This is a genomic window from Chitinophaga oryziterrae (assembly GCF_009758125.1).
In the GTDB taxonomy this organism is placed as follows: Bacteria; Bacteroidota; Bacteroidia; order Chitinophagales; family Chitinophagaceae; genus Chitinophaga; species Chitinophaga oryziterrae.
Genome location: NZ_WRXO01000010.1, coordinates 249933 through 275951 on the forward strand (window position 1 = coordinate 249933; position 26019 = coordinate 275951).

24 protein-coding genes are annotated in these 26019 nt (G+C 43.0%); 10 read left to right on the top strand and 14 right to left on the bottom strand.

The window, feature by feature from the left end:
• Positions 1–25: 25 nt before the first annotated feature.
• Genes fabG through lptB form a run of 3 tightly spaced genes read right to left on the bottom strand, consistent with a single transcriptional unit; the run spans position 26 to position 3126 of the window.
• Positions 26–775: a 3-oxoacyl-[acyl-carrier-protein] reductase gene (gene fabG / locus GO495_RS26885; RefSeq protein ID WP_157303038.1), complete on the bottom strand. Its 750-nt coding sequence runs from the start codon at positions 773–775 to the stop codon at positions 26–28.
• Positions 776–803: 28 nt separating this feature from the next.
• Positions 804–2336, bottom strand: a complete 1533-nt coding sequence (locus GO495_RS26890; RefSeq protein ID WP_157303039.1) for a GH3 auxin-responsive promoter family protein — start codon at positions 2334–2336, stop codon at positions 804–806.
• A gap of 22 nt (positions 2337–2358) precedes the next feature.
• Positions 2359–3126 (bottom strand): LPS export ABC transporter ATP-binding protein, encoded by a 768-nt coding sequence (gene lptB / locus GO495_RS26895; RefSeq protein ID WP_157303040.1) that lies wholly within the window; start codon positions 3124–3126, stop codon positions 2359–2361.
• Between the two features lie 211 nt (positions 3127–3337).
• On the opposite strand from lptB, the gene metF reads away from it, so the two are divergent.
• Positions 3338–4291 carry a methylenetetrahydrofolate reductase [NAD(P)H] gene (gene metF / locus GO495_RS26900; protein WP_157303041.1) on the top strand — a complete coding sequence of 318 codons (954 nt, stop codon included), beginning with the start codon at positions 3338–3340 and terminating at the stop codon, positions 4289–4291.
• 223 nt (positions 4292–4514) lie between these two features.
• Here metF and GO495_RS26905 read toward each other — a convergent pair whose 3' ends face one another.
• From GO495_RS26905 to GO495_RS26920, 4 genes are all read right to left on the bottom strand, one after another.
• Positions 4515–5168 (bottom strand): outer membrane beta-barrel protein, encoded by a 654-nt coding sequence (locus GO495_RS26905; RefSeq protein WP_170302731.1) that lies wholly within the window; start codon positions 5166–5168, stop codon positions 4515–4517.
• A gap of 258 nt (positions 5169–5426) precedes the next feature.
• Complete coding sequence (locus GO495_RS26910; protein WP_157303043.1) at positions 5427–6050, bottom strand: porin family protein; 624 nt, start codon at positions 6048–6050, stop codon at positions 5427–5429.
• 120 nt (positions 6051–6170) lie between these two features.
• On the bottom strand, positions 6171–6869 hold the full coding sequence (locus tag GO495_RS26915; RefSeq protein ID WP_157303044.1) for a porin family protein: 699 nt from the start codon (positions 6867–6869) through the stop codon (positions 6171–6173).
• A gap of 121 nt (positions 6870–6990) precedes the next feature.
• Positions 6991–8400, bottom strand: coding sequence for a TlpA family protein disulfide reductase (locus GO495_RS26920; RefSeq protein WP_157303045.1), 1410 nt, complete (start codon positions 8398–8400; stop codon positions 6991–6993).
• Positions 8401–8536: 136 nt separating this feature from the next.
• On the opposite strand from GO495_RS26920, the gene rlmD reads away from it, so the two are divergent.
• The 8 genes from rlmD (at position 8537) to GO495_RS26960 (ending at position 17223) form a co-directional block, all read left to right on the top strand.
• Positions 8537–9949 (top strand): 23S rRNA (uracil(1939)-C(5))-methyltransferase RlmD, encoded by a 1413-nt coding sequence (rlmD, locus tag GO495_RS26925; protein ID WP_338075472.1) that lies wholly within the window; start codon positions 8537–8539, stop codon positions 9947–9949.
• 58 nt (positions 9950–10007) lie between these two features.
• The gene (locus GO495_RS26930; protein ID WP_205691332.1) at positions 10008–10769 is read left to right on the top strand and encodes a rhomboid family intramembrane serine protease; all 762 of its coding nucleotides are present in this window, start codon (positions 10008–10010) and stop codon (positions 10767–10769) included.
• A gap of 16 nt (positions 10770–10785) precedes the next feature.
• The gene (locus tag GO495_RS26935; protein ID WP_157303047.1) at positions 10786–11550 is read left to right on the top strand and encodes a rhomboid family intramembrane serine protease; all 765 of its coding nucleotides are present in this window, start codon (positions 10786–10788) and stop codon (positions 11548–11550) included.
• A gap of 68 nt (positions 11551–11618) precedes the next feature.
• Entirely contained in the window at positions 11619–12716 is a 1098-nt protein-coding gene (locus GO495_RS26940) for an endonuclease/exonuclease/phosphatase family protein (protein ID WP_157303048.1), read from the top strand.
• Positions 12717–12757: 41 nt separating this feature from the next.
• Positions 12758–13876, top strand: coding sequence for an endonuclease/exonuclease/phosphatase family protein (locus tag GO495_RS26945; protein ID WP_157303049.1), 1119 nt, complete (start codon positions 12758–12760; stop codon positions 13874–13876).
• Between the two features lie 105 nt (positions 13877–13981).
• Entirely contained in the window at positions 13982–15478 is a 1497-nt protein-coding gene (cysS, locus tag GO495_RS26950; RefSeq protein ID WP_157303050.1) for a cysteine--tRNA ligase, read from the top strand.
• A 20-nt stretch (positions 15479–15498) separates the two neighbouring features.
• Entirely contained in the window at positions 15499–16488 is a 990-nt protein-coding gene (locus GO495_RS26955) for a M28 family peptidase (protein WP_157303051.1), read from the top strand.
• 114 nt (positions 16489–16602) lie between these two features.
• Positions 16603–17223 carry a DNA-3-methyladenine glycosylase family protein gene (locus GO495_RS26960; protein ID WP_157303052.1) on the top strand — a complete coding sequence of 207 codons (621 nt, stop codon included), beginning with the start codon at positions 16603–16605 and terminating at the stop codon, positions 17221–17223.
• Between the two features lie 187 nt (positions 17224–17410).
• On the opposite strand, the gene recA is transcribed toward GO495_RS26960, so the two are convergent.
• From recA to GO495_RS26985, 5 genes are all read right to left on the bottom strand, one after another.
• Entirely contained in the window at positions 17411–18427 is a 1017-nt protein-coding gene (recA, locus tag GO495_RS26965; RefSeq protein WP_089781768.1) for a recombinase RecA, read from the bottom strand.
• A gap of 254 nt (positions 18428–18681) precedes the next feature.
• Complete coding sequence (locus tag GO495_RS26970; RefSeq protein ID WP_157303053.1) at positions 18682–19359, bottom strand: phosphatase PAP2 family protein; 678 nt, start codon at positions 19357–19359, stop codon at positions 18682–18684.
• 25 nt (positions 19360–19384) lie between these two features.
• Positions 19385–20872 carry an RNA polymerase factor sigma-54 gene (rpoN, locus tag GO495_RS26975; RefSeq protein WP_157303054.1) on the bottom strand — a complete coding sequence of 496 codons (1488 nt, stop codon included), beginning with the start codon at positions 20870–20872 and terminating at the stop codon, positions 19385–19387.
• Positions 20873–20943: 71 nt separating this feature from the next.
• Positions 20944–21564: a ribonuclease HII gene (locus GO495_RS26980; protein WP_338075473.1), complete on the bottom strand. Its 621-nt coding sequence runs from the start codon at positions 21562–21564 to the stop codon at positions 20944–20946.
• 75 nt (positions 21565–21639) lie between these two features.
• Complete coding sequence (locus GO495_RS26985; RefSeq protein ID WP_157303055.1) at positions 21640–22071, bottom strand: hypothetical protein; 432 nt, start codon at positions 22069–22071, stop codon at positions 21640–21642.
• A gap of 170 nt (positions 22072–22241) precedes the next feature.
• Here GO495_RS26985 and GO495_RS26990 point away from each other — a divergent pair, with 170 nt between their 5' ends.
• Positions 22242–24398, top strand: a complete 2157-nt coding sequence (locus tag GO495_RS26990; protein ID WP_157303056.1) for a S46 family peptidase — start codon at positions 22242–22244, stop codon at positions 24396–24398.
• A 77-nt stretch (positions 24399–24475) separates the two neighbouring features.
• Here the strand turns inward: GO495_RS26990 and GO495_RS26995 are convergent, their stop codons facing one another.
• A complete protein-coding gene (locus tag GO495_RS26995; RefSeq protein ID WP_157303057.1) occupies positions 24476–24967 on the bottom strand; it encodes an META domain-containing protein in 492 nt (163 codons plus the stop codon).
• 133 nt (positions 24968–25100) lie between these two features.
• Positions 25101–25976 (bottom strand): SIR2 family protein, encoded by an 876-nt coding sequence (locus GO495_RS27000; RefSeq protein WP_157303058.1) that lies wholly within the window; start codon positions 25974–25976, stop codon positions 25101–25103.
• Positions 25977–26019: the final 43 nt, after the last annotated feature.

Here is a 26019-nt window from a genome sequence, read left to right on the forward strand (position 1 = left end):
TCTCTTTTTATACAAAACGCTTAGATTAGATATTCAATCCACCACAGGCACTGATCACCTGACCAGTTAAATAACCGCCCATGTTAGATGCCAGGAACAGACATACATTCGCGATATCCTCAGTAGTACCGAAACGACCCAAAGGAATCTTCTCTATATAAGCTTTCGCCCCTTCACCATCTTTCAGGTAATTCGTCATATCAGTTTCTACGAAACCAGGCGCCACCGCATTACAACGGATATTACGGCTACCTAATTCTTTTGCTATAGACTTGGTAAATCCGATAATACCTGCTTTAGAAGCAGCATAACTGCTTTGTCCTGCATTACCGGTGATACCTATAATTGAACTCATGTTAATGATAGATCCACTCTTTGCTTTCATCATAGGGCGTATAACATGTTTGGTCATATTAAATACGCTCTTCAGGTTGATGTCCATCACGTCGTCCCACTGGTCAGGGCTCATGCGCAACAAGAGATTATCTTTAGATATCCCTGCATTATTTACACAGATATCAACAGCGCCAAATTCCTTTACCACATCATTCACTAACGCTTCACAATCTTCATAGATCCCGGCATTGGATTTAACTGCTTTTGCCTTTACACCTTTAGCCTGCAGTTTCTGCTCCAGCGCTTTGGCTTTTTCATCTGAACTGAGATAGGTAAAGACCACATGTGCGCCATGTTCTGCAAATTTTTCTGCAATAGCTTCACCTATACCCCGGCTGGCTCCTGTTACAATAGCTACTTTGTTCTCCAGTAATTTCATATAAGCGTGATAGTTGTTTGTTTGCGAATCAGATTACACCGGTAACACCGGCAAATTTCAGAATATCTTCCACATACTGCCTTTCGTTATTCAAACGGGGAACTTTATGTTGTCCTCCCAGTTTGCCTTTACTTTTTAGCCATTCGGTAAAAGTTCCCTTAGGCAATACATGTATAACCGGACGGCGAAGCGCCATATCCTTATAACGCTTGGCTTCGTAGTCGGAGTTGATAGATTTAAGGGTACTGTCCAGGACATCTATAAAATGTTCCACATTGTCCGGCATCACATCAAAGTCCAGCAACCACTCATGCCCACCCGATTTATTCTCACTGAAATAAATCGGAGCAGCGGTGTAATCATTCACCACGGCGCCTGTCTGCTCACACGCTTTTGCAATAGCCATATCAGAGTTCTCTACGATCAGTTCTTCACCAAAAGCATTGATGAATGATTTGGTACGCCCACTCACTCTTACACGGTAAGGCGCCAGAGATACGAACTGTATGGTATCACCTACCAGATAACGCCACAGCCCTCCGTTGGTACTGATGATAAGTGCATAGTTCCTGCCCATCTCCACGTCCTGCAGTTGTAATGTCTGCGGATTCTCTTTACCATATTCCTCCATAGGCATGAACTCGTAGAAGATGCCATGATTCAGGAATAACAATAATCCTTCTTCTCCTATTACATCCTGAGCGGCAAAGAAGCCTTCAGAAGCGTTATAGGTTTCCTGGTAGAACATGTCCGGCTTGTTGATCAGTTGCCTGAATCTTTCGCGGTAAGGCGTGAAGCTCACACCACCATGCATGTACAGTTCCAGGTTAGGCCATACATCTGCCAGATTATCTTTTCCGGTGATTTCGAAGATACGTTTGATAAGCACCAGCGTCCAGGTAGGAACACCGGCGATAGAGGTTACATTTTCATGTATTACGGCATTCGCCATACGTTCGATCTTCTCTTCCCATTCGTCCATAAGGGCGATAGAAAGATCAGGCGTACGTATCATGTTACCATAAAAAGGCATGTTCTGTAACATCACAGCACTAAGATCTCCAAAATAAGAATCACTTTCCGGGGCCAGTTTATTTACCTGGTGGCTGCCGCCTATTACGAGCGACTTCCCGGTCAGTAAACGGGATTCAGGGAAGTTATTATAATACAGGGAAAGTACATCACGACCAGAACGGTAATGACAATCATCCAGGCTCTCTACAGATACCGGGATGAATTTGCTCTTATCAGCAGTAGTACCACTTGATTTTGCAAACCATTTGATGGGCGTATTCCACAAAATATTCTGCTGGCCTTCCATCGAACGCTGGATGTAAGGCTTAAGTGTATCATAATTATGTATCGGTACACGCTGCTTGAACTCCTCTATCTTATAGATCTGCGAAAAGCTATACTGCTTGCCAAACTCTGTGTACTGAGCTGCGCTGATAAGGTTTTGGAATACCTGCTGCTGCACCTGCAGGGGATACTGCATAAAATACTCTATGCGTCCCATGCGCAAACGCGCCAGTTGTGATATTGCAGGACTTAATATTCTCATAATAGGATTAGGAACGTAGTAGTTAGTATTGTGGCTTCGCTGCTTCGTCCAGGTAATTTTTACGGCGTAAAATGAAATTCTGGCCAAGATACACTTTTCTTACCTGTTCATCTTCGGCTAACTCTTCTGCAGTTCCGGCTTTAAGTATTTTACCCTCAAAAAGCAGGTATGCTCTGTCCGTGATGGATAATGTTTCCTGTACGTTGTGGTCCGTAATCAGGATACCAATGTTCTTATATTTAAGTCGGGCAACGATAGACTGTATATCCTCTACCGCAATTGGATCAATCCCCGCAAAAGGCTCGTCCAGGAGGATAAATTTAGGGTCTACGGCAAGGGCACGGGCAATTTCCGTACGGCGGCGCTCTCCCCCGCTCAATACATCTCCCGGACTTTTACGCACGTGCGTCAGGTGAAACTCTTCCAGCAGGCTTTCCAGCTTTTCCTTTTGCTCTGCCTTTTTAAGGTCGGTCATTTCAAGCACCGCAGAAATATTATCCTCTACACTCAGCTTACGGAATACCGACGCTTCCTGCGGTAAATAACCGATGCCCATCTTGGCTCTCTTGTACATTGGCAGTTTGGTTATATTCACCTCGTTGAGGAACACCTGTCCATCATCCGGCTTAATTAACCCCACCACCATATAAAAGGTAGTCGTCTTTCCTGCACCATTAGGTCCCAGCAATCCTACAATCTCTCCCTGTGTAACTTCTACAGATACATTGTTCACCACGGTTCTGCTACCGTAACGTTTAACCAGCTCTTCTGTATGTATTTTTAATGCCATATGTTTAAACTTAGCAAAAATAAGCAATTCATTTAGCTTTCAACGGATAAGTGTCCATAACTGCTGGTTTCAACCATTCTGCTATGGATTTTTTCTGTAAAAGAGCGATGTAGGATACAATTATACGGACTATTCACTAATAAATAGATGATAATACTAAGAGATATACTATTTTTGCTCCGCACAAACTTAAGCTCACTTTTATTTTACTATGAAAGTCACAGAACATATTGCACAGGCAAAAGATACACTTATATCTTTTGAAATCCTTCCTCCATTAAAAGGAAAGAGTATTGAATCTATATATGAACATCTGGACCCTTTAATGGAGTTTAAACCGGCTTTTATTAATGTAACATACCACAGAAGTGAGCATATGTTCAAGAAAAAAAGCGACGGTTCCTTTGATAAAGTAGAGATCCGTAAACGTCCGGGTACGGTTGCTATCTGCGCGGCGGTTATGAATCACTACAATGTAGATGCTGTTCCTCACCTTATCTGCGGCGGTTTTAGCCGGGAAGAAACAGAGAATGCACTCATCGATCTCAATTTCCTTGGTGTAGATAATGTACTGGTATTACGTGGCGATGCTCCAAAGAACGAAGCTTCCTTTGAACCAGAACCTCATGGACACCGGTATGCCGATGAACTGCTGCAACAGGTAGTACATATGAATAATGGAATTTACCTGGAAGAAGACCTGCAGGGTGGTGTTAAAACCAAATTCTGCATTGGTGTTGCCGGTTATCCTGAAAAACATTTTGAAGCCCCCAATATGCAGACAGATATGAAGTATCTGAAGCGTAAAGTGGAAAACGGTGCGGATTACATCGTTACACAGATGTTCTTCGATAACCAGAAGTTCTTCGACTTTGTGGCTAAATGCCGGGAAGCAGGTATTACGGTCCCTATCATTCCGGGATTAAAACCTATCACTTCCCGCAAACAGTTAAATATTCTGCCAAGGACATTCCATGTAGATATTCCTGCTGATTTCTCTAACGAGATCTTAAAGTGTAAGACAGATAAAGATGTAGAAGAACTGGGCGCTCAATGGCTGATCCAGCAGTCAAAAGAACTGAAAGCCTTCGGCGTTCCGGTACTGCACTATTACACCTTAGGTAAACCCAACGTAATATTGAAAGCCATACAGGCAATATCATAGGCAAAAGTTTTATTATAAAGGAAAAGGGATCATGGCATTGCTATGATCCCTTTTCCTTTATAATAATGCCATCACGTGGAAACGCAGTGGCATGTCCGAATAACTGTCACACTTTTTGTTTTGTCTATGCATCTATAAGACGGCAACAGCTATTCTTACCCCTATAAGGACATAAAAAAAGCGGCCATCCGGGTAAAATGGCCGCTTATATATTTTCTTTACCCTAATAATCCTCTCTGTTCAGCAATATGCCGATACTTATCCCCAGATAACTGTTCTTGACCTTATAAGCAGCAGAATTGTCAATATCTACCATGCCGTAGCTATAATTCGCACCAATCATTACCATACTGTTAAGTTCCACACCCAACGTTGTATTTAACCCCGCATCCCAGCGGTTCAGGTACATCCCCGGAGTAACTACATTGTCTTCTTCCTCAAATGCCAGGGAACGCATGCTATGGCTTACCACTTTCCCATTGGATATCATATCTGTATTATAATTTCCGCCCAATCCATAAGCTACATAAGGGCCTCCCCCAACACATAGCTTGAACCCGGGGAAACGGAATTTGTACAACAGATTTACCGGCATCTCAATATACCGCACCTTGATCCTATTGCCGGATTCCCCATCTGAATGGGATGCCGCTGGTTCCAGGAAAGTGCCCTTTGTAATATAACGGAATGCTGGTTGCAGGTATACCCCCCCCTGCACTGGTATGTTCAGCAGAAGGTCGGCCTGTAAATTTTTTAGCTGACTGCCACTTCCTATTCCCCCGCTCTTCTGTCCGGAGGCAGATTCAAACTTCATGGCAGATAAATTAAAGCCTCCGCGTATACCTATACTAACCTGTGCATAGATTCCAGGAGACATAAAGACAATACATAAGAATAGGAGTAGAAATTTTTTCATGCATTAGTGGTTAAAGAACAGTGAAATAACCCGAAATTTTAGTTTTAAGAATACTAGTTCTAATTCAAGCTACGACAGACTCTGCACCAAATTAACGTACAAAAACAACAAACGGTTTTATTAATTTTTTTTTTGGGGAAAATGGTAGGATATACCTATAATACAAAAGGATGGACAACATTTGTCATCCATCCTTTTGTAATAAGATTATGTTACTATTTAGAACTTATAACCTAAAGAAACACCAAATGAAGTGTTCTTGAAACTTCTGTCGTTATCAGTTTTGTCATAGGCGTTCACCAGACCCAGGTCTGCATTCAGTCCAAGGTATAAACCTGCATTAAATTCATAACCGGCAACAACACCTATACCAGCATCAAAACGTTTCAGTTTCAGATCTCCTGATTCATCATCAAATGCTTTGTACTCGGCAGTAACATTCCCAATAGTTGCTTTGTTCTTACCACCAATACCATAAGCAATATAAGGGCCGGCTCCCAGGTTAAGTTTACCAGCACCTACTTCCGGTTTAAACAGGAAATTAACAGGTATCTGGAGATAAGATAATGTTGTTTTAACATCGCTGTTATCTTTATTCTTCCCTCCTTTACCTGCATATAATAATCCGGTACCGATGTAGAATTCATCTGCCAGTTGCAGATCTGCGATCACACCTGCTCTTAATCCCACAAGTAGATCACTGGTTTGCTTACCACTACCTGCAATCGTATTTTTTGATGTAATGCTTGAAAAGTTGGGACCTGCAATAATACCTACTTTAGTTTGTGCGAATGTAATACCGGCTGTTAAAAGAGCCGCGGAAAATAATAATATCTTTTTCATATCAGTTTTTTTATAAAAAGCATAGCATCCTACAGGCGTTTGGATGCTATACAATTAAAATATTCTGCGTTGCCTGTTTACGCGTTACTCGTGCTTATATACAAAATGGATGAGCAGATACTAAAACAGAAACCCTGCTGAAAGACTGAATGTGCGATTCTTGTTCTTATCATTACTACCATTATCTGAACCAGAGTTGATCTTAGCAAAACCAAGTCCATACTGGGCGGAAAGAATTAATCCGTGAATTTCAGCACCTGCCATCAGGTTACCACCATAATCAAATCTCTTATACTTATCAAAACCCTGGTTAGCATCACCTGAATTAAACGGGGTATCATCATCCCATTTAATATTGGTTTCAGTAGTGGTGGTTACACCACCTAATGAAGAGATGACTTTATTCTTACCGGCTACACCAAACGCGATGTAGGGACCGATACCAGCAAATAACCTGGTGTCTTCGCCAATGGGAATTTTACCCACGAAGTTTAAAGGGATCTCTATGTATGAAGGAGTGGTTGTGTACTTCCTGTATACAGAAGCGGAATTATTTGGATCTCCTGATACGAGTTTTGAGCCTTTAGTAGTATAAAATACTCCGGGTTGGAATGACAGAATCCTGGGTACCAGAGGTAAATCAGCTATTACACCGATATTAAATCCTGATAACGATTTGTCCTTATCAACGGAGCCATCATTACTAACTGAAATTGATGAAAGGTTCCATCCACCTTTAACACCTACACGAGCCTGAGACATTGCACCAAATGAAATCGCAAGGGCAGCAAATGAAAGGATAATCTTCTTCTTAGTCATAACCTACAAATTTTTGATTACAACATGAACTTTCCAAAGACTATGCCAAAGGCTAGTGCCACAATTATATCTATCTGGTAATAAATAAGTTATAATGTATTTTTTTCTAAACTACGCATGCCTACTTTTGTGCAGTCCCACCTCGTGCTTCCATTTTATCGATGAATTCGTTGAGCTGTTCTACTCCAAGTCGTTTAGCCACGATCTTCTTTTTTTCATCTAACAGATATACTACGGGAGTGCTGTATACATCATATAATCTGCGGAAGTTACTTTGGGCATCCGGGTCCCAGGCATGAATCCAACCGTTGAGCTTATACTGTTTGATAAAGTTCTGCCACTCTTCTTTGGTACCTTCTGTTTTAAAACCAATCATTGCTACGCCCTTGCTTTTCCAACTGGCTTTATAAGCGGAGTCTAAACGGGGAACTTCAATTTTACAATGTCCACAGGTGGGGTCCCAAAAAACAAGAACAGTATATTTTGCTTTGGTCGTATAGAGTGATACAGGTTTTAATGACGAGTCTTTTACTTCCAGTGGTGGTGCTTGTTGTCCTATCAGATTAGGCGCAATAGAATATGCACGCGAGATAACTTTATTCAGTTGTTCATCATTCAGCCAGAATGCATCTCCGGCTACATAATACTTTTCCACAAGGTGTACAAACACCGCATCCATTCCCATGTACTGCGATGTCTCATAGTTGTATGTAAGCCACCACACCACATATTTAAACACCTCTTTGTTTTTACGTGTTTGTGCTATCAACTGATCACACTCTATGTTCACAGAATCGGGATGAGGAGGTACGAGTTGCGTAAAATATTTATGCAATTTATCCTCAAGTATAGGCGTATATACAAGTCTGTCATCACCAAGGTCTACGTTGTCCCAGTAATGTGCTTTATAATAACGGTAAGCGAAAGTAGAATCTTCCGGGTTGGGATTGGTCGGGATCTCTGGTTCTTTCAATGCTTTAAACATACTACTGAGCAAACTCTGTGGATGTTTGGCAACCACATCATTGCGGTAGTCCTGTAACTTCTTGCGCAGACTTGTTTCCAGGGTCCTCAGTTCTGCGCTGTCTGCAGCTGTACGGGCAGTAGCCTGTTTAGCCTGTAACTGGATACTGATAGGGCTTATTTCATTTGTCAGGAACTTATTATATCCCAGGAAAAGATCATTTTCGGGAGAGTTCTTAAAGATCGTTTTTTTGATAAGGTCTGAAGTATCAGCGATAATACTGAACTGCTGTTGTTTATTATCCAGTAATAATTCAAAGTAACGTTGTTTACCAGGCAACAGGATCATGTAAATACCGCCAGGTAATGCCTGGGGCCCTTTTATTACGGCAATACCCTCCTCATTCAGTAAAGCAGAATCCGACATGTATTTATTTTTTCCCATGTGATGGGCCAGGTAAACCTGTCCTCCTTTATACTGCTTTAATTGAATGGTAATCTGGTACCCCTGTGCCTGTAACTGAAACTGGGATAATAGGCAGGCTAAAATGATAATTAGTTTTTGCATAGGACATCGGTTAATGTAAATGTAGCAAGGAAATGGGAAAATGTAAAATCTCAGGGTGAAACAATCCCCCGGAAAACTAAGGTTTACGTATGGCTTACAGCTTGTTGCTTGTAGCTAAAATCCTACCTTTGCACCCGTGAGGAAAAAAAATGTTATTCTGGAAAAAGTACCGGTTAGCGCTTATGCCGCAGAAGGGAAAGCACTTGCCCGTATTGACGGAAAGGTGATATTTATAGAAGGGGGTGTGGTTCCCGGGGATGTAGTGGACGTAAGGCTCGGTAAAAACAAAAAAGACTGGGCAGAGGGAAAGGCCATACATATTCATAGTTATGCGGCAAACCGCGTAAAGCCCTTTTGTGAACATTTTGGAAACTGTGGAGGCTGTAAATGGCAGATGTTGCCATATGCCCAGCAGCTGGAATATAAACAGCAGCAGGTAGCAGATAACCTTCAGCGCATCGGAAAACTGGACTTACCCCCCATGCAACCTATCATGGGCTCCCGCTTTTCTACTCATTACCGCAATAAACTGGAGTTCACCTTCAGCAACAAAGCTTATCTGCTGGCAGATGAGATCGGAGAAGATGGTGTGATCCCCCGGCGTAATGCCCTGGGATTCCACGTACCTAAGTTATTCGATAAAGTACTGGATATAAATACCTGCTACCTGCAGGCAGAGCCGGTAAATGCCATCCGCAATACCATTAAGGCATATGCACTGGCAAATGACCTCTCCTTTTATGATATCCGCGCCCAGGAAGGGTGGCTGCGCAACCTGGTAGTCAGGATCTGCACCACCGGCGAGGTGATGGTAAACCTGGTGATCCGCCACGAGAACAAAAAAGACAGGGAAGCCCTGCTGGACCACCTCCTGGCAACAGTACCGGGTATCACGACCATATTATATACTATCAACCCCAAAGGGAACGATACCATCTTTGACCTGGACCCTAAAATATATTACGGAAAAGGATATGTGGAAGAAAAGCTGGAAGATTTTGTATTTAAAATAGGTCCCAAATCGTTTTTCCAGACTAATACCTACCAGGGAGAAGCATTATACCAGGTTACCCGGGATTTTGCAGGATTAACAGGAACAGAAATTGTTTATGATCTGTATTGCGGAACAGGCAGTATTGGTATTTTTGTATCTCCACAGGCAGGAAAGGTAATAGGGATAGAACTGATAAAAGAGGCGATAGACGATGCCGTTGAAAATGCCGCAATGAATAGCGTGAAGAACGCTACCTTTTTTGCAGGCGATGTGGTGGATATTTGCAACGATGCGTTCTTTGCACAGCATGGGCAACCAGATGTGGTGATTACAGACCCGCCAAGGGCAGGAATGCACGAAAAGCTCGTAAACAAATTACTGGAAATTGCAGCTCCCCGTATTGTATATGTAAGCTGTAACCCGGCAACACAAGCAAGAGACCTGGCTTTACTGGACCAGTTATACGTTGTAAAAAAGATACAACCAGTGGATATGTTCCCGCACACCCATCATATAGAAAATGTGGTGTTGCTGGAAAAAAGGATTAATCATTAATAGAATCAGTTAATAAATGAGTGAGTTCAGGCCCAGCAGATTTGAAATTCTTCCCACCGTGATCAAAAACCTTCTGATCATAAACGGTTTGGTATTCCTTGCACAATACACGCTGGGTGCAAGTCTGGACCATAAAATTGAAGACCTTTTTGCCCTGCATTACTGGGGTTCGGACCTATTCAAGCCTCATCAGCTGATCACTCACCTGTTCATGCATGGCTCTCCGGAACACCTGTTCATGAATATGTTCACCCTGTGGATGTTTGGCTCTACGCTGGAAAATCTCTGGGGACCTAAACGTTTCCTGATATTCTATGTGGTTTGCGGCCTGGGTGCGGCTCTCTGCCACCTCGGTGTATTAACATATGAGAATATCTCACTCAACAGGGACGTACAGGCATTCCTCTCGTCCCCTTCTGCTACTAACTTCGTATTACTCCAACATAAATACGACCTTACTTTCGGTCAGTACGAATTAAGTTATCCGACCACTCCGGAACAAATGGAAGCTGCGAAAGTATTCTTACAACAGTATGTAAGTGAATACCGCGATACCGCTACCCTGGGAGCTTCAGGTGCCGTATTCGGGATCCTCTTTGCTTTTGGATACCTCTTCCCGAATAATCTTTTATATCTCTACTTCCTGTTTCCGATCAAAGCCAAATATTTCATTGGCTTCCTGATAATACTTGAACTGATATCCGGTATCCAGAACTCTGCAGGCGATAACGTAGCCCACTTCGCCCACCTCGGCGGAGTGCTGTTCAGCTACCTTTTATTGAAGACATGGAACAGAAAGAACCGACAGCACTTTTATTAACATACAATTTTATGCCATGCATCAGGAGGAAAACAGAGGAATAACACAGCTGTCACTGGGAGACCGGAGGAACATGGTTACACAGCTGTTGCTGGTAAACATTACCGTGTTCATGCTCTTGTTCTTTACACAGATTATTTACAACATTGAAGGCAATACAACCGAAAGATTTAACAGAGAAGTACTGAGCAGGATAATTTTATCAGGAAGTTTCCAGCAGGTATTACACAGCCCCTGGAGCATTATCACTTCCCTCTTTGCACATAACAGTTTCTGGATGATATTCAGTAATATGATCTGGTTATGGGGCTTTGGCTCCTTGTTACAAGGGCTGGCTGGTCACAGACGCATTCTTCCCCTGTATATCTACAGCGGTCTTTGTGGTGCTGTGTTTTATCTTTTAGGTATGCAGCTGATCCCCACTTTCCGCGAGCTACAACCTTATGCAGCCATGACAGGGGCTTCTGCCAGCATCATGGCACTGGCGATAGGGGCTACTACCATCGCCCCAAACTACCGCATCTATCCCCTGTTATCCGGGGGTATTCCGCTGTGGGCAATTACCATCCTGTTTATCATTATAAATGTAGGCACACATGTGGTTACACAACATGATATGACTTACCTGCCGGCATTATTCGGCGGCGGTCTTACCGGTTTTATTTATATGCAGCAGTGGCGGAAAGGCAATGACTTTGGCTCCGGCTTTAACCGGATTCTTTATAAGATCACACACTTTTCTCATCCTAAAGGACCTAACAGCCTTAACATGGTAAAATAAATATAACAGAGAAACATCCGGAATACCCGGATGTTTCTCTATTTTAATTAAGCCTTAAACCCCTACCAGTGTCCCCATTCAAACGTCGTGCGCTATATTATGCACATGTGCTGATAGCCTTCACACTTATCCTCAGCTCCTGGCTACCACATATCAATCCACAGTCAATATGGCTCAGTGGCGTCATTGGTCTACTGTTTCCGTTATGCTGGTGTCTTAATTTCCTCTTCATTATTCTCTGGATAATTTATAAGGAGCGGTTTCTTTGGATAGGTGTGTTTGCGCTCGCATTATCATCCCCTTCACTATATGTTAGTGTTGGACTACACCCGGGATCCGGCATAGCAGCCGAAGGCAGGAAGCAGTTCACCGTAATGACTTTCAACTCCAGCAGCATGGGATTGAAAAATTACAAAGAAGATATTTCTATTAAAAACAACATCTATTATACTATAAAAGAAAGCCAACCGGATATCCTTTGTCTCCAGGAGTTTTACACCAATAACAGGAGCGGGTATACAGATCATATATCTGATATACGGGAACAACTACATTACCGGTATTTCTATTTCACCTGTGATAAAACACGCTGGTATACCTGGCAATATGGGATCATCCTGTTCTCTAAATATCCAATTGTAAACGCTTCTGCCATCCCCTGCGGCCATAGTGCTGTTGGCAGTGGCAGCAGTATACTCCAGGCAGATATACTCATGGATGGCGATACAGTGCGCATTCTCACCGCTCAATTACAGTCCTATATGTTTAAATCAGCAGATTACTCCTTCATCGAAATGAAAGACCCTGCCGTGGGAGAAGGCAAAAATCTGGCAGGCAAAATGCGCCGTACTATTTACAAAAGAGCAGAACAGGCCCGACAGCTTGCTTCCCTGGCAGATGCAAGTCCTTATCCGGCAATTGTTTGCGGTGATTGCAATGATACACCGGTATCGTATACTTATAATACCATCAGTAATAATATGCAGGATGCTTTCCTGCGTCATGGTTTTGGATTGGGCAGGACTTTGTCCTTTTTATCTCCAACGCTACGCATCGACTATATCTTTGCCCAACCTTCTTTTAACATCCTGGACTACCGTACTTTTAAGAAGAAAGGCTTTGAACATTTCCCTGTAATGGCCACCTTCTCTCTAAAAAGAAATTAATTTCTCTCTTTCTACTATCTTTAAGCAAAATGCAATAGCAGTTGAGATTTTTGAAGCTTTTTACAAAAGGTTTTTTTCTGACAGTGAACGTCATTGTATTGCTGCTGTTCCTGGTAGCATGCCTGGCTCCTTATGTCTCTCCCGAACAGTGGTGGCCTATCAGTTTTATTACACTCCTGTTCCCTTTATTACTGCTTGCGCTGATACTCTTTTTTATCTGCTGGCTCATATTCGATTTTAAATACTGCCTCTTATCTTTACTGGCGATCGTTATCGGGTGGAAATCCATTGCGGCGTTCATTGCATTCAACTTACCTTCTGCTAAAAAACAGTTTGCCAATCCTGAAGGAAGTATAAATATCATGAGCTACAACGTAGCCCAGTTCGGACTTTACAAGGAGAAAGACAGTAAATACAACCGTCAGGCCATGTTTGCTTTGATCAATAAACAAGACATGGACATCGTTTGTTTCCAGGATTTTTATACTTCGGAGAAAAAGAATGATTTCAATAACCGGGAAGACATTTCCCGGGAAATGAGACTGCCCTACCGTTACTTTTCAAGCGATTTTAACCGGGATGGGATGCAACACTGGGGATCAATCATTTATTCCCGTTCCCCTATCATCAAATCCGGCAAGCTGAAGATGTCTACGGGGCCACTAAGTGAAAGCCTTATTTATGCAGATATTGTTAAAAACGGAGATACCATCCGCGTCTTCAATATGCACCTGGCATCCTACCGGTTCAATGAAAGGGATTACCGTTTTATAGAAAAGATAAAAAAACAGGAAGATACCGGCCTGGTGGCTACCCGCAACATTATGGAGAAAATGAAGGACGCGTATGTGGGCCGTAGCCGGCAGGCAGATATTGTAGCTGCTTTTATCAAAACAAGCCCCTATCCAACAATTGTATGTGGCGACTTTAATGATACCCCGGCCTCGTACACCTACTTCACCATCAGAGGGACTATGCAGGATGCTTTCCTTACCAGGGGCAGCGGCATCGGCCGTACCTTTGCCGGATTAGCACCGACCCTGCGTATAGACTATATATTTACCGATAAATCATTCACTATCAACTCTTTCAGAAAAATAAACTCCGATCTGTCTGATCATTACCCTGTTATTGCTAACCTGACCCTCCTGGGACATTAACCGGTTCATTTGCTTTTTCAATGGTAATGTCACTGACGAAACAATAATTATCTTTGCAATCCAACAAAAGCCGAGGAAGGTTTTTGCTATTCGAAATTATCTGATATGTCTGAGCTTAAAATATACAATTCGCTACAACGGCAAAAGGAAGTATTCACATCTCTGTATCCCGGTCACGTTGGTATGTACGTATGCGGCCCTACCGTATCGGGGGAGTCACATCTGGGCCATGCCCGTCCTTATATCACATTTGATGTTGTTTTCAGATATCTGCAACACCTGGGCTATAAAGTACGCTATGTAAGGAATATCACAGATGCCGGTCACTTCGAGGAAGAAGGTCGTGCCGCTGAAGATAAAATAGCCAAAGGTGCCCTGCTGGAAAAGCTGGAACCAATGGAACTGGTACAAAAATATACAAACCTCTACCATTGGGCCATGCACCAGTTCAACTGTCTGGAACCAAGTATAGAACCTACTGCTACCGGTCATATCATCGAACAGATTGAAATGATTAAAAATATCATGGGTAAAGGTTATGCCTATGAGAAAAACGGCTCTGTATATTTTGATGTAAAGAAATATGCGGAAACGCATGACTATGGTATTCTCAGCGGCCGCATATTAGACGACATGCTGGAAACTACCCGTGAGCTGGAAGGTCAGGATGAGAAAAAAAATAAAGTAGATTTTGCCTTGTGGAAAAAGGCGCCACCGGAACACCTGATGCGATGGCCTAGCCCCTGGAGCGATGGTTTCCCCGGCTGGCATATAGAATGTTCTGCTATGAGCAGCAAATACCTGGGTAAACAGTTTGATATTCATGGTGGTGGTATGGACCTGCAATTCCCTCATCACGAGTGCGAAATAGCACAGAGTGAAGTGGCGCATGGTGAGATGATGGCGCGTTACTGGATGCATAATAATATGATCACCATTAACGGCCGTAAAATGGGGAAGGCGTATAACAATACCATCAAACTGACAGAGATGTTTGCTGGCACCAACCCCTTGCTGGATAAGCCTTATAGTCCTATGACCATTCGCTTCTTCGTATTGCAGACACACTACCGTGGTACCCTGGACTTCTCAAACGAAGCATTACAGGCTGCCGAAAAAGGTTTGCAACGTCTGTGGGCTGCATATGAGGTATTGCTGAAACTCAACTACGACGGAGCGAAAGGTGTTCTCAATGAAGAACTGGACAAGCAGGTACGTGAATGGTGCCACGAATGCCAGGAGTTCATGAATGATGACATCAATACCGCTAAAGTGTTGGCGAATCTTTTTGAACTGGCACCCGTGATTAATTCATTGAAGGGTGGTCAGATTAAAATGCATGAGATCAGTGAAGAGACTTTCACGCTTTTACAGAAAACATGGAATACTTATCTGATAGAGATCCTGGCGTTGAAACCAGAGACTTTATCAACCGATGATAATACGCTTGATGGTGTTATGCAGTTACTCATTGAGATGAGGAAAGAAGCTAAAAGCCGTAAAGATTATGCTACTTCCGACAAGATCCGTAATCAGCTTTTAGCTGTAGGTATACAGTTGAAAGATGAGAAGGATGGTGGCGTGAGTTATAGTATCCAATAATAAACAGTACTCATTTTTATATGAATAAAATCATCAGCATTTTTACAGGTATGGCACTGTTTGCATGTGCCTGTAATCAATCAACAAACAAGAACCAGAACAATAATGCGGACAGCGCCGGTCAGCAGGTTACTACAGCGGCGAAAGTACCCGTTTTCAATGTAGACAGTGCGTATGCATTTACGGCAAAACAGGTGAGCTTTGGCCCACGTATTCCCAATACACCTGCGCAGCCTAAATGTGCGGAATGGCTGATACAGGAATTAAAACCTTTGGCCGATACGGTGTATGTGCAGCGTACTACCGTGATGGGACCTAAGAACCAGCCACTTCCCTGTATAAATATCATTGCTACTTTTAATCCGGACGCGAAACAGCGTATACTTCTTTTATCGCATTGGGATACACGTCCGCATGCAGACCAGGATGCGTTTGATAAAACCAAACACCTGGATGGTGCGGATGATGGCGCGAGTGGTGTTGCGGTATTATTGGAAACAGCCCGCGAATTGCATGCGCAGAAACAAGGTGTTGGTGTGGACCTTTTGCTGACAGATGTGGAAGATTATGGGATCAGTGAAGAGGAAAACAGCTTTTGCCTTGGTACGCAGTACTGGGCGAAGAACCCACATGTGAAAGGCTATAAAGCTAATTACGGTATCCTGTTGGATATGGTTGGCGCCCGCGGCTCACAGTTCTTTATGGAAGCAGGCTCCCAGCAGTATGCATATGGTCCTATGAAGATGTTCTGGGATGTGGCGAATCGTCTTGGGTACTCTGATTATTTCAGGTATGAGAATAATGGTTCTGCTATTACGGATGACCACGTATACGTAAATACGATGGCGAATATTCCTACTTTTGATATTATTGCATTGCAGCCTAATGGTAATTTTGCACCCCACTGGCATACGCAGAATGATAACATGAGCGTTATCGACAAACGTACACTACAGGTAGTCGGGCAAACCATTCTGCAGGTGATTTATGCACAGCCCTTCGAGTATTAGTATGGCCGGTCCTATTCTCAATACACGATAAGTAACTTAAATAACGATGCTCCTGAGCAGGCAAATATTCCTATTTTTGCTTTCTCAGGAGCATCCTGTTTTTATACCCTGGTTATGACTCAACCTTCAGAAATTTACCTGCTTCACTTAGGTAAAGACAAAAAGTTTTTACCGATCATGGCTAGTCCTCTTCCTCCTTTAGCAATCCGAAAAAACATCACTATCCGGCTGATAGCTTCTATCATGAGCCAGCAGTTAAGTGTAAAAGTAGCGGAGGTTATTTACAAGCGTTTCCTTGCTTTATATGATGGGAAAGAACCCGCTCCGCAACAGATTCTCGATACTCCTCCGGAAACCTTGCGCAGTATAGGTTTATCTAATGCTAAAGTAAGTTACGTTCACAATGTTGCGCGCTTTACGGTAGAAGAAAAACTGACTGATAAGAAGCTGCAAAAGATGGATAATGATACCGTGATTGCTTATCTCACGCAGATCAAAGGTGTAGGCCGCTGGACAGTAGAAATGTTGCTGATGTTCTATCTTGGAAGGGAGGATGTATTTGCGATAGATGATCTGGGGATTCAGCAGGCGATGATCAAATTATATAAGCTGGATAAAACAGATAAAAAAGCATTCAGAGAAAAGCTGTTAAAGATCTCTGCCAAGTGGTCTCCTTACCGGACTTATGCCTGTAGATATTTATGGGCCTGGAAGGATATGAAACCAACAGCCTAAGCAGTAAAACATTTCCGGGTAATCCTCCGGTCATTCATTCTGGCAAAGGTTAAAATATATTCCTTTTGTATAAAGGACGCTTTTCTGCAATACACAACAAAATAAAAATCCCCACCTTAAAAAAGGCGGGGATATAGGTAATACTAACTAACCCAATTGCTTATATCTAAAACTAAAACAACTCTAATTAAGAAGCGGCTTCCAGCTGCTGTGCTGCAATCTTCGCTTTGATCTTCCCTTCAATCTCATTTGCTACTTCCGGATTGTCGATCAGCAACTGCTTCACGGCATCACGGCCCTGGCCCAGCTTGTTGGTATCATAACTGAACCAGCTGCCGCTTTTTTGTACGATGCCATATTCAACACCCATATCAATGATCTCACCTACTTTGGAGATACCATGTCCGTAGATGATATCAAACTCAGCCTGGCGGAAGGGAGGTGCAACTTTATTTTTTACAACTTTCACTTTCACACGGTTACCCACAGCTTCATCACCATCCTTGATCTGTGCCATACGACGGATATCCAGACGTACTGATGCATAGAATTTCAGCGCGTTACCACCGGTAGTTGTTTCCGGGTTACCGAACATAACGCCGATCTTCTCACGCAGCTGGTTGATGAATATGCAACAGCAATTCGTCTTTGAAATGGTAGCGGTCAGCTTACGCAGCGCCTGAGACATCAAACGGGCCTGTAAACCCATCTTGCTATCTCCCATCTCACCTTCCAGCTCACCTTTTGGTACCAGCGCAGCTACGGAGTCAATTACCACCACGTCTACCGCTCCTGATAAGATCAGACGGTCCGCAATCTCCAGACCCTGCTCTCCATGGTCCGGCTGTGAAATCAGCAATGAATCAACATCCACACCCAAACGCTGGGCATAAGTACTGTCAAAAGCATGCTCAGCATCTATTATAGCACAGATACCGCCTTTCTTCTGCGCTTCTGCTATTGTATGAATCGCAAGTGTCGTCTTACCGGAAGACTCAGGGCCGTAGATCTCTACGATCCTGCCTTTAGGAAGACCGCCAATTCCCAGCGCAATATCAAGACCCAGAGAGCCTGTAGATATTACTTCCATGGCAACCACGCCCTTCTCTCCCATCATCATCACAGACCCTTTACCGAAATCCTTATCGATCTTGTCCATGGTAAGGCGCAGTGCCTTCAATTTATCTGCATTGGCTGTAGACATATTAGTAAGTGTTTTTTTACAAATTTAATGGTGTGCTAAGTTATGATCTAATTTTTAACTTTCCCAAATTTTTTAGCATTTTCACCAAAAATGCTAAATCCTATAGTAAAGAGTCCAACCTTTCACCGAATCAGAAAAAAAAGTTTAAGGGTTAACTCACAACGGTAACATATGTCAATGTTCAAATAACACTACAAAGATGGGCCACCTTTACGCACTGAATGTGCGTAGTGAAAAAAGAAAGAAAAATAATCTTACCCTACTATACCATATGCTATCCATTGCGATAGAATACCGATAATAAAACCGGTGTAGATCTCTGCGGGAGTATGCGCGGAAAGGATCAAACGGGCCGTTGCTACAACACCGGCTACGAGGAAAGTGACCACCAGCGGAAAACTTACATTCATATGCATGCCGGTCATCAGCATCAGTAAAAGACCGATTACCCCGCCCCAGCCAGTTGTGTGCATACTGATCTTCGCATAGGTATTTCCCACCATAGACAATACCACTGCTAAAAATACCCCCAGGAAAAATGCATTGAAAAAAGGAGGTGTGACCCCTTCCCTTTTAAATGCATAAAATGCCCAGAAATAATAAATGGTACAGGCTACATATGGAATAATACGATCGCGCTGCGTATGCATCTGTATAGATTCTACAAACTTCAGGGAACGTGCCAGCAGTAAAGTTAATACCGGGAAAAATATGCTGATGGTGAGTACGCGGATATAAAGCGTATCATACTGAAAACGCTTGCTGCTATGGGCAAATGCCACAAAATATTCCGGCAGTGCCCTCACGGTCAGGAACGTAATAATTAACGGTATAAATAACGGATGCGTGATATAGGAAATAACCGTTGCTACCGCACGCAATGCGGGTGAAAATACCGGACGGTTATCTGTTGTAAGTGTTGCCTGTTCCATTCAATGCCCCCTGAATATTGATTTTTTAAAGCTCTTTTCTAAGCCTTGCTACTGGTATATTTAATTGTTCCCTGTATTTGGCCACCGTACGGCGGGCAATATTGTACCCCTTATCCTGGAGCATCTTCGTCAGGTTCTCATCACTCAGCGGTTTACGCTTGTTCTCCCCTTCTATCAGATCAGACAAAATCTTTTTTACCTCACGGGTAGATACTTCTTCCCCGCTATCTGTAGATAATGATTCACTGAAAAAGAACTTGAGCTTAAAAGTACCAAACTCCGTCTGCACATATTTACTGTTCGCTACACGGCTTACAGTAGAAATATCCAGCTGGGTAATGTCCGCAATGTCTTTCAGGATCATTGGTCTCATGGTCGTTTCATCCCCTGTAAGGAAAAACTCCCGCTGATAACCCATGATAGATTCCATCGTAGACAACAACGTATGTTGCCTTTGCTTGATGGCATCGATGAACCATTTGGCTGCATCTATCTTCTGTTTGATAAACAGTACCGCTTCTTTCTGACGCTTGTCTTTCTTATCTCCACGGTCATAATCCTTTAACATGTCCCTGTAACCTTCAGAAATCCTGAGGTCAGGTGCATTCTTTGAATTAAGGGACAATTCCAGTTTACCGTTATTATTGAGAATGAAAAAGTCAGGTATTACATAACTTTCTGCCTTGTTCAGGGTAGCATAATTACCACCTGGTTTTGGCGTAAGACGGATAATCTGCCCGATGGCCTCCTTCAGCGCTTCATCACTCATATTCAATCCCTTCTGGATCTTCTCATAGTGCTTCTTGGTAAACTCATCAAAGTAGTTCTCCAGGATCTGATAGGCGCCCATCACTCCGGGATCATCCTGTATTTTGCGCTTCAGTTGCAATAACAGACATTCCTTCAGGTCTGTAGCACAGATACCCGGCGGATCAAACTCCTGGATCTTTTTAATCAGGTCCCTGATCTCTTCCTCATCTGTAGATACATTCTGAGAGAAAGAAAGGTCATCCACGATCGCGCTGATCTCTCTTCTCAGGTAACCATCATCGTCAATGCTGCCAATGATCTGTTCTGCAATGCTGGTCTGCCTCTCATCCAGTGCCAGCATACCCAGTTGTGCCAACAGATGCTCATGGAAAGATGTTTCCACTCTTACCGGGATGGTTTTGTTCTCATCCGGGTCAGGGTAGTTATCATCCCGCAATCTGTAGTCAGCTATGTCATCATCTCCTTCACTTACGTATTCGGAGATATCAATATTATCGTATTCATTCTCGCTTCCATCAGGCTCAAAATCATCCTCCTCTTCAGGGGCCGTGTATTCTTCCTGCGTTTCCTTAAATTCATCCTCCTGTGCTTCCTCTCCATATTCCAGGGCAGGGTTCTCCTCCAGCTCTTCCTTGATACGTTCTTCAAGAACAGCCGTGGGTACCTGAAGCAGCTTCATTAACTGAATCTGCTGAGGCGACAATTTTTGTAATAGCTTCTGCTGTTGTGTCTGCTTTAACATAGTCTGATCCTATCCAATGGCAAAAATAATAACAATAGTTTTAAGTATTCAACTTCCGCAGGCGGGAAACCTTATTCCACAGGTTCGTCGGCAAAATCCAGGTCCATCTCCTCTGGTAATAACCGGAAAGATTTACGGTGATAAGGACTATCTCCATATTCCCGGATTGCATTACGGTGATATACAGTAGAATAACCTTTATTCTCATGCCAGCCAAAATGCGGGAATTGCGCATGCAGGGACTGCATATATTCATCCCGGTATGTTTTAGCCAGTACAGATGCTGCTGCAATAGAAGCATATATCCCGTCCCCTTTAATAATACAGGCATGTGGGATATCTCCATACGGAACAAAGCGGTTGCCATCTACCAGTATATAACCGGGCTTTTGCTTCAGCTTTTCCAAAGCTAAGTGCATCGCCCTGAAAGATGCCTGCAGGATATTGATCCTGTCGATCTCCTCATTATCTACACTGGCAACGGCATAACATACTGCTTCTCTTTCTATTACCACCCGCAGTGTATCGCGGTTTGCCGCTGTCATCAGCTTTGAATCATTCAGGAGCTTGTGCCGGAACTTAACCGGCAATATCACCGCGGCCGCAAATACCGGCCCTGCCAGACATCCCCTTCCGGCTTCGTCACAGCCGGCTTCAAACGCAATTTTCTTTTGATGGTACGAAAGTAACACAGCGTGATAATGATTGTTGCCTGGTAAAGTTAGTTATTTTAGATTAGCCCCCACAGACCGTTACAAATTCTTAATTTACTGGAACAGATCCTTAAATTCCTGCTTGAATTCCGTCCACTCCCGGTCTGATTTCTTAAGCAGGGTATCTGCTCCTCTGCGGGTTTCCTCCCAGGTAGATGCACTGCTGTTCTTTACATCTTCCAGTTCCCTGTTGATCTGATCCCGCAATTCCAATAATTGTTTACGGGCTTTTGTACTCTTTTCTGAACCGTCTTTTTTAAGCTCTTTCATTTTCAGATCTATCTCATCCTTACGCTCCTGCAGGTCATCACGCACTTTTTTACGCTGTTCGTCCAGGTAATCTCCCGCATCTTTGGCAGTTTCCTTAACATCTTGTCCAATTTTCTCCACACCTTCTTTTAACTCTTCTTTCTTCTCCTGCTGTTTTCCACTCTCCTGGCAGGCAGAAAAGGTAGCGGCAGCAAGCAAGTACAGCAATATTCTCATAAGCAGGCTTTTAAAATGATGTTTAGTGATAATAAACGTCCCTTACAAATGCCATTCCAATTTTATAAGATACCCGCCCGTGCTTCAATACAACCACTCAGCACAGTCAATATGGCACTTAATAAAAAAAAAGCTAGGTTTGAGGTCCTTTACAAAATAGAATATTAATTATGAAGAAAAATGTATTACTCCTCCTTTTACTGCTGACGGTTAAATTTGCCCGGGCAGATGAAGGTATGTGGCTGCCATACCTATTAGGACAGCAAGTATACAACGACATGGTTAAAAAAGGTTTGAAATTAACCAAGGATCAGTTGTACAGTATTAATAAGGCCTCTTTGAAAGATGCCATTGTAATATTCGGAGGAGGTTGTACAGGTGAGATAGTGAGCAGTCAGGGATTAATATTCACCAACCATCACTGTGGTTATGATGCCATTGCTACAGCCAGTTCCATGGAACATAATTACCTGAAAAACGGTTTTTATGCCCTGAACAAACAACAGGAAATTCCTTCAAAAACATTATCCGTACAGTTCCTCGTAAGAGTGGAAGACGTTACCGCAAAGGTAGAAGAAGCCCTGAAAGGACTTTCCGGTCAGGAAAGAGTTACACAACAACAGAAAATTACGGCTGATATTATTAGTCAGACCATCGCTAATACCAACTATGAAGCAAAGGTACTCCCTATGTTCAAGGGTAACCAGTTCCTGCTTTTTGTATACGAGCGCTATAAAGATATCCGCCTGGTAGGGGCCCCGCCGGAAAGTATCGGCAAATTTGGCGGTGATACCGATAACTGGGAATGGCCTCGTCATACCGGCGACTTCTCCATTTTCCGTGTATACGTGAGTAAAGACGGCAAACCTTCCGAATATGCGGCAGACAATGTGCCTTTAAAACCCAAATACTTCTTACCCGTTTCTATAAAAGGTATCAAAGAGAATGATTACGCGATGATCTTTGGTTACCCCGGTGGTACCAACAGATACGAAAGCGCTGAAGGGGTGAAGCTGAAAATAAATGTGGAAAACCCTTCTGTAGTGACTCTCCGCGCTGTTCGTCTGAAATATATGTTTGAGCAGATGAAGAAAGACCCTGCCATTAAACTGAAAATGGCTTCTTCTTATGCCGGTATTGCCAATTACTGGAAATTCTTTGACGGGGAAACACAACAACTCCTGAAATATAAAGTACAGGAAGAGAAACAACAACAGGAAGCTGCTTTCGAAAAATGGGCACAGGGCAAACCTGAATTTGAAAATATCTTTAAGGATTATGCGAAAGCATACCAGGACTGGACTCCTTACGCTAAACATCGTATTTATATCAATGAAGGCATCTTAGGTTCCCCGCTGGCTGCTTTTGCAGCTAGTTTACAGGCGGTGGAAAAAGCAATGGTTACTCCAGGTACAGCATCTGATGTGATCAAACAGAGTATACAGGCTGCTGATAAAGCCCGTACAGCTTTCCTGGCACAGGAAGATAAAACCAGCGATCAGAAAATCCTCGCTGCTACCTGCCGTCTTTTCTACACGGATATCCCACAGGCACAACACCCTATCGGGTTCTACGATGCTGTTAAAGCTAAATTCGGGGCTTTGGATGATGATAATACTTATCGTCTCTGGTCTTCTGCGCTCATGTCCGGATCTATGATCCTGAATGATGCACGCTGGAAGGCTTTTATTGCTAATCCTGATGCAGTGACCCTTCAAACAGATCCTGCTTTTGCATATTCCAGCGCATTTATCAAGAACTTTGTAAGCAAATACATGCCGATCTATAATCAGTTCGTTACACAGAATAATGACCTGGGCCGTGTTTATCTGAAAGGTTTGTTACAGATGGAGCCAAATAAAAAATGGTATCCGGATGCTAACTTCTCTATGCGCCTTACTTATGGACAGGTGAAACCTTATTCTCCCCGTGATGCGGTGTCTTATGATTATGTGTGCACGATGAAAGGTGTGATGGAAAAATATAAAGCAGGAGATTATGAGTTTGATTTACCGGATAACTACCTGGATCTATATAAGAAGAAAGATTTTGGTCAGTATAAGGACCTCAGGAAGAATGATATTGTTACTTGTTTTATCACAACGAATGATATCACAGGTGGTAACTCCGGTTCTCCGGTATTGAATGCTAATGGCGAACTGATAGGTCTTGCTTTTGACGGTAACTATGAAGCATTGAGCCACAAAATCCAATTTGATCCGGTATATAACAGGACGATTTGTGTGGATGTACGTTATGTACTCTGGTGTATTGATAAATTAGGTGGGGCTCCTAATATTGTGAATGAGCTGAAGCTGATAAAATAATTTATTCTATTTAGAAAGGCCCGGTAGCATAACTACCGGGCCTTTTTTATTGTAATCACTTTTATTGTGCCCGCTTCTTATTTCTGCGACTCTTTATCCATCGCGCCAAACATCAGTATTATCTTGCTGCTATCGTACAACTGTAATGTCTGATCTGCTACATCAAATGTATAAGCGTGGTCTGATAATAACCGGAGAAATATTGACTCCCTTTCATTTGCGTCCTGATCTACACAAGCCATGCGGGTACTGATGACCTGCCGGAAAGTGATCACATCTCCTGCCAGGTTATAGGCTCCGGCCAGTTTGTTACAGCCGCCGTTGCCACTGATGCGATGTGCGGTGGTATCAAACTCCAGCCATATGGGAGATTGTTCCTGCAACTGCCCATTCATCTGTAACAGTTTCCATCTCTTCAGTTGTATGTAATGCCATACACTTCCTGTTAAGTTCACTTCTTTCACAGCATCCTTCACAGAAGGTACTTTCGTTGTTTCTTTTGTTGTAGCAGGCGGGTTACAGGCGATTGCCAGCATTACAGCTAAAGTGAGGGTGAGTTTGTAAAACATGATTATAGGTTTAGTAAGGTATTAGTTCAAAAATCAAACCACCGGTTATAAGAAGCGGATCTGTCTGGCTAAACAATCTTATCAACACCTGTTTCTACGCAGCAAATCCACACAACAGCCCACTCTTCCGGCCTTATAACTGCCTGATCCTTCTGATCACCTCTCTGTAATAAGCCGGTTTGTCCTTTGCTTCAATATCAATCACCTTCACATCATTGGCTGCCAGCATATCCAGTTTGAATTTTGCGCCTTTTACAAATTCCGCCGGAATATAATAATAGAGGGCATTCCTTACCGGAATAGTATTCTTCTGAAATTTCTGACGTGCACGGTAAGTCAGTAACCACCACAAATCAGTTTCTACAAAATCCAGCGACAAGCCGAATATATGAATATCCTTTGTGAAGAACAGGTCCAGCCAGGAATCTTCCCTGATGGGTTCTTTCAGGTGCATACGTCTTACCAGGGATAACTTAGGCGTCTGCGGACTGGAATAGGTAGTGCCGGACACTACATAGTTCCTCATCTGTTGCAACTGCCCGCCATAATGTTCAAATCCCAGATTAATGCTTAAAGGGTTCTGACAATCCCCATGGATATGCCAGTAGTGAATGTTATCTACTATGTATTTTCTGAAAATACTGAACACCCTTTCCGTAATGATCCCATCATAGGCAGTTGGTATAACTCCTTCAAGCGTAAACTCATAATTGGTAGTGAGAATATGTGCCGGTCTTAGACTACGGATCTCTGCATGGATTTCATTAGACTGTATGGCTAGTGTTTTTTTTGCAATAAATGTTTTTAAATCAGCTTCATTGATATGTGCTTGCCGGATGGCGGTAAGGAAGATTTCTTCGTATAACAACGGGAAAGGCTTCCGGTCGTCCAGTTGCACACTTCCTTCGGGCAGGCAGAAGTTTACGATATCCTGCAACAGTTCTTTCCAGCTCTGGCCTTTGGAAATGTTGTTGATATCATTGCCTATCAGCAATATCGGATTCCTCATGTCTTAATAGTTTTGGTGTTAACAAGGTCTTTCAATATAACAA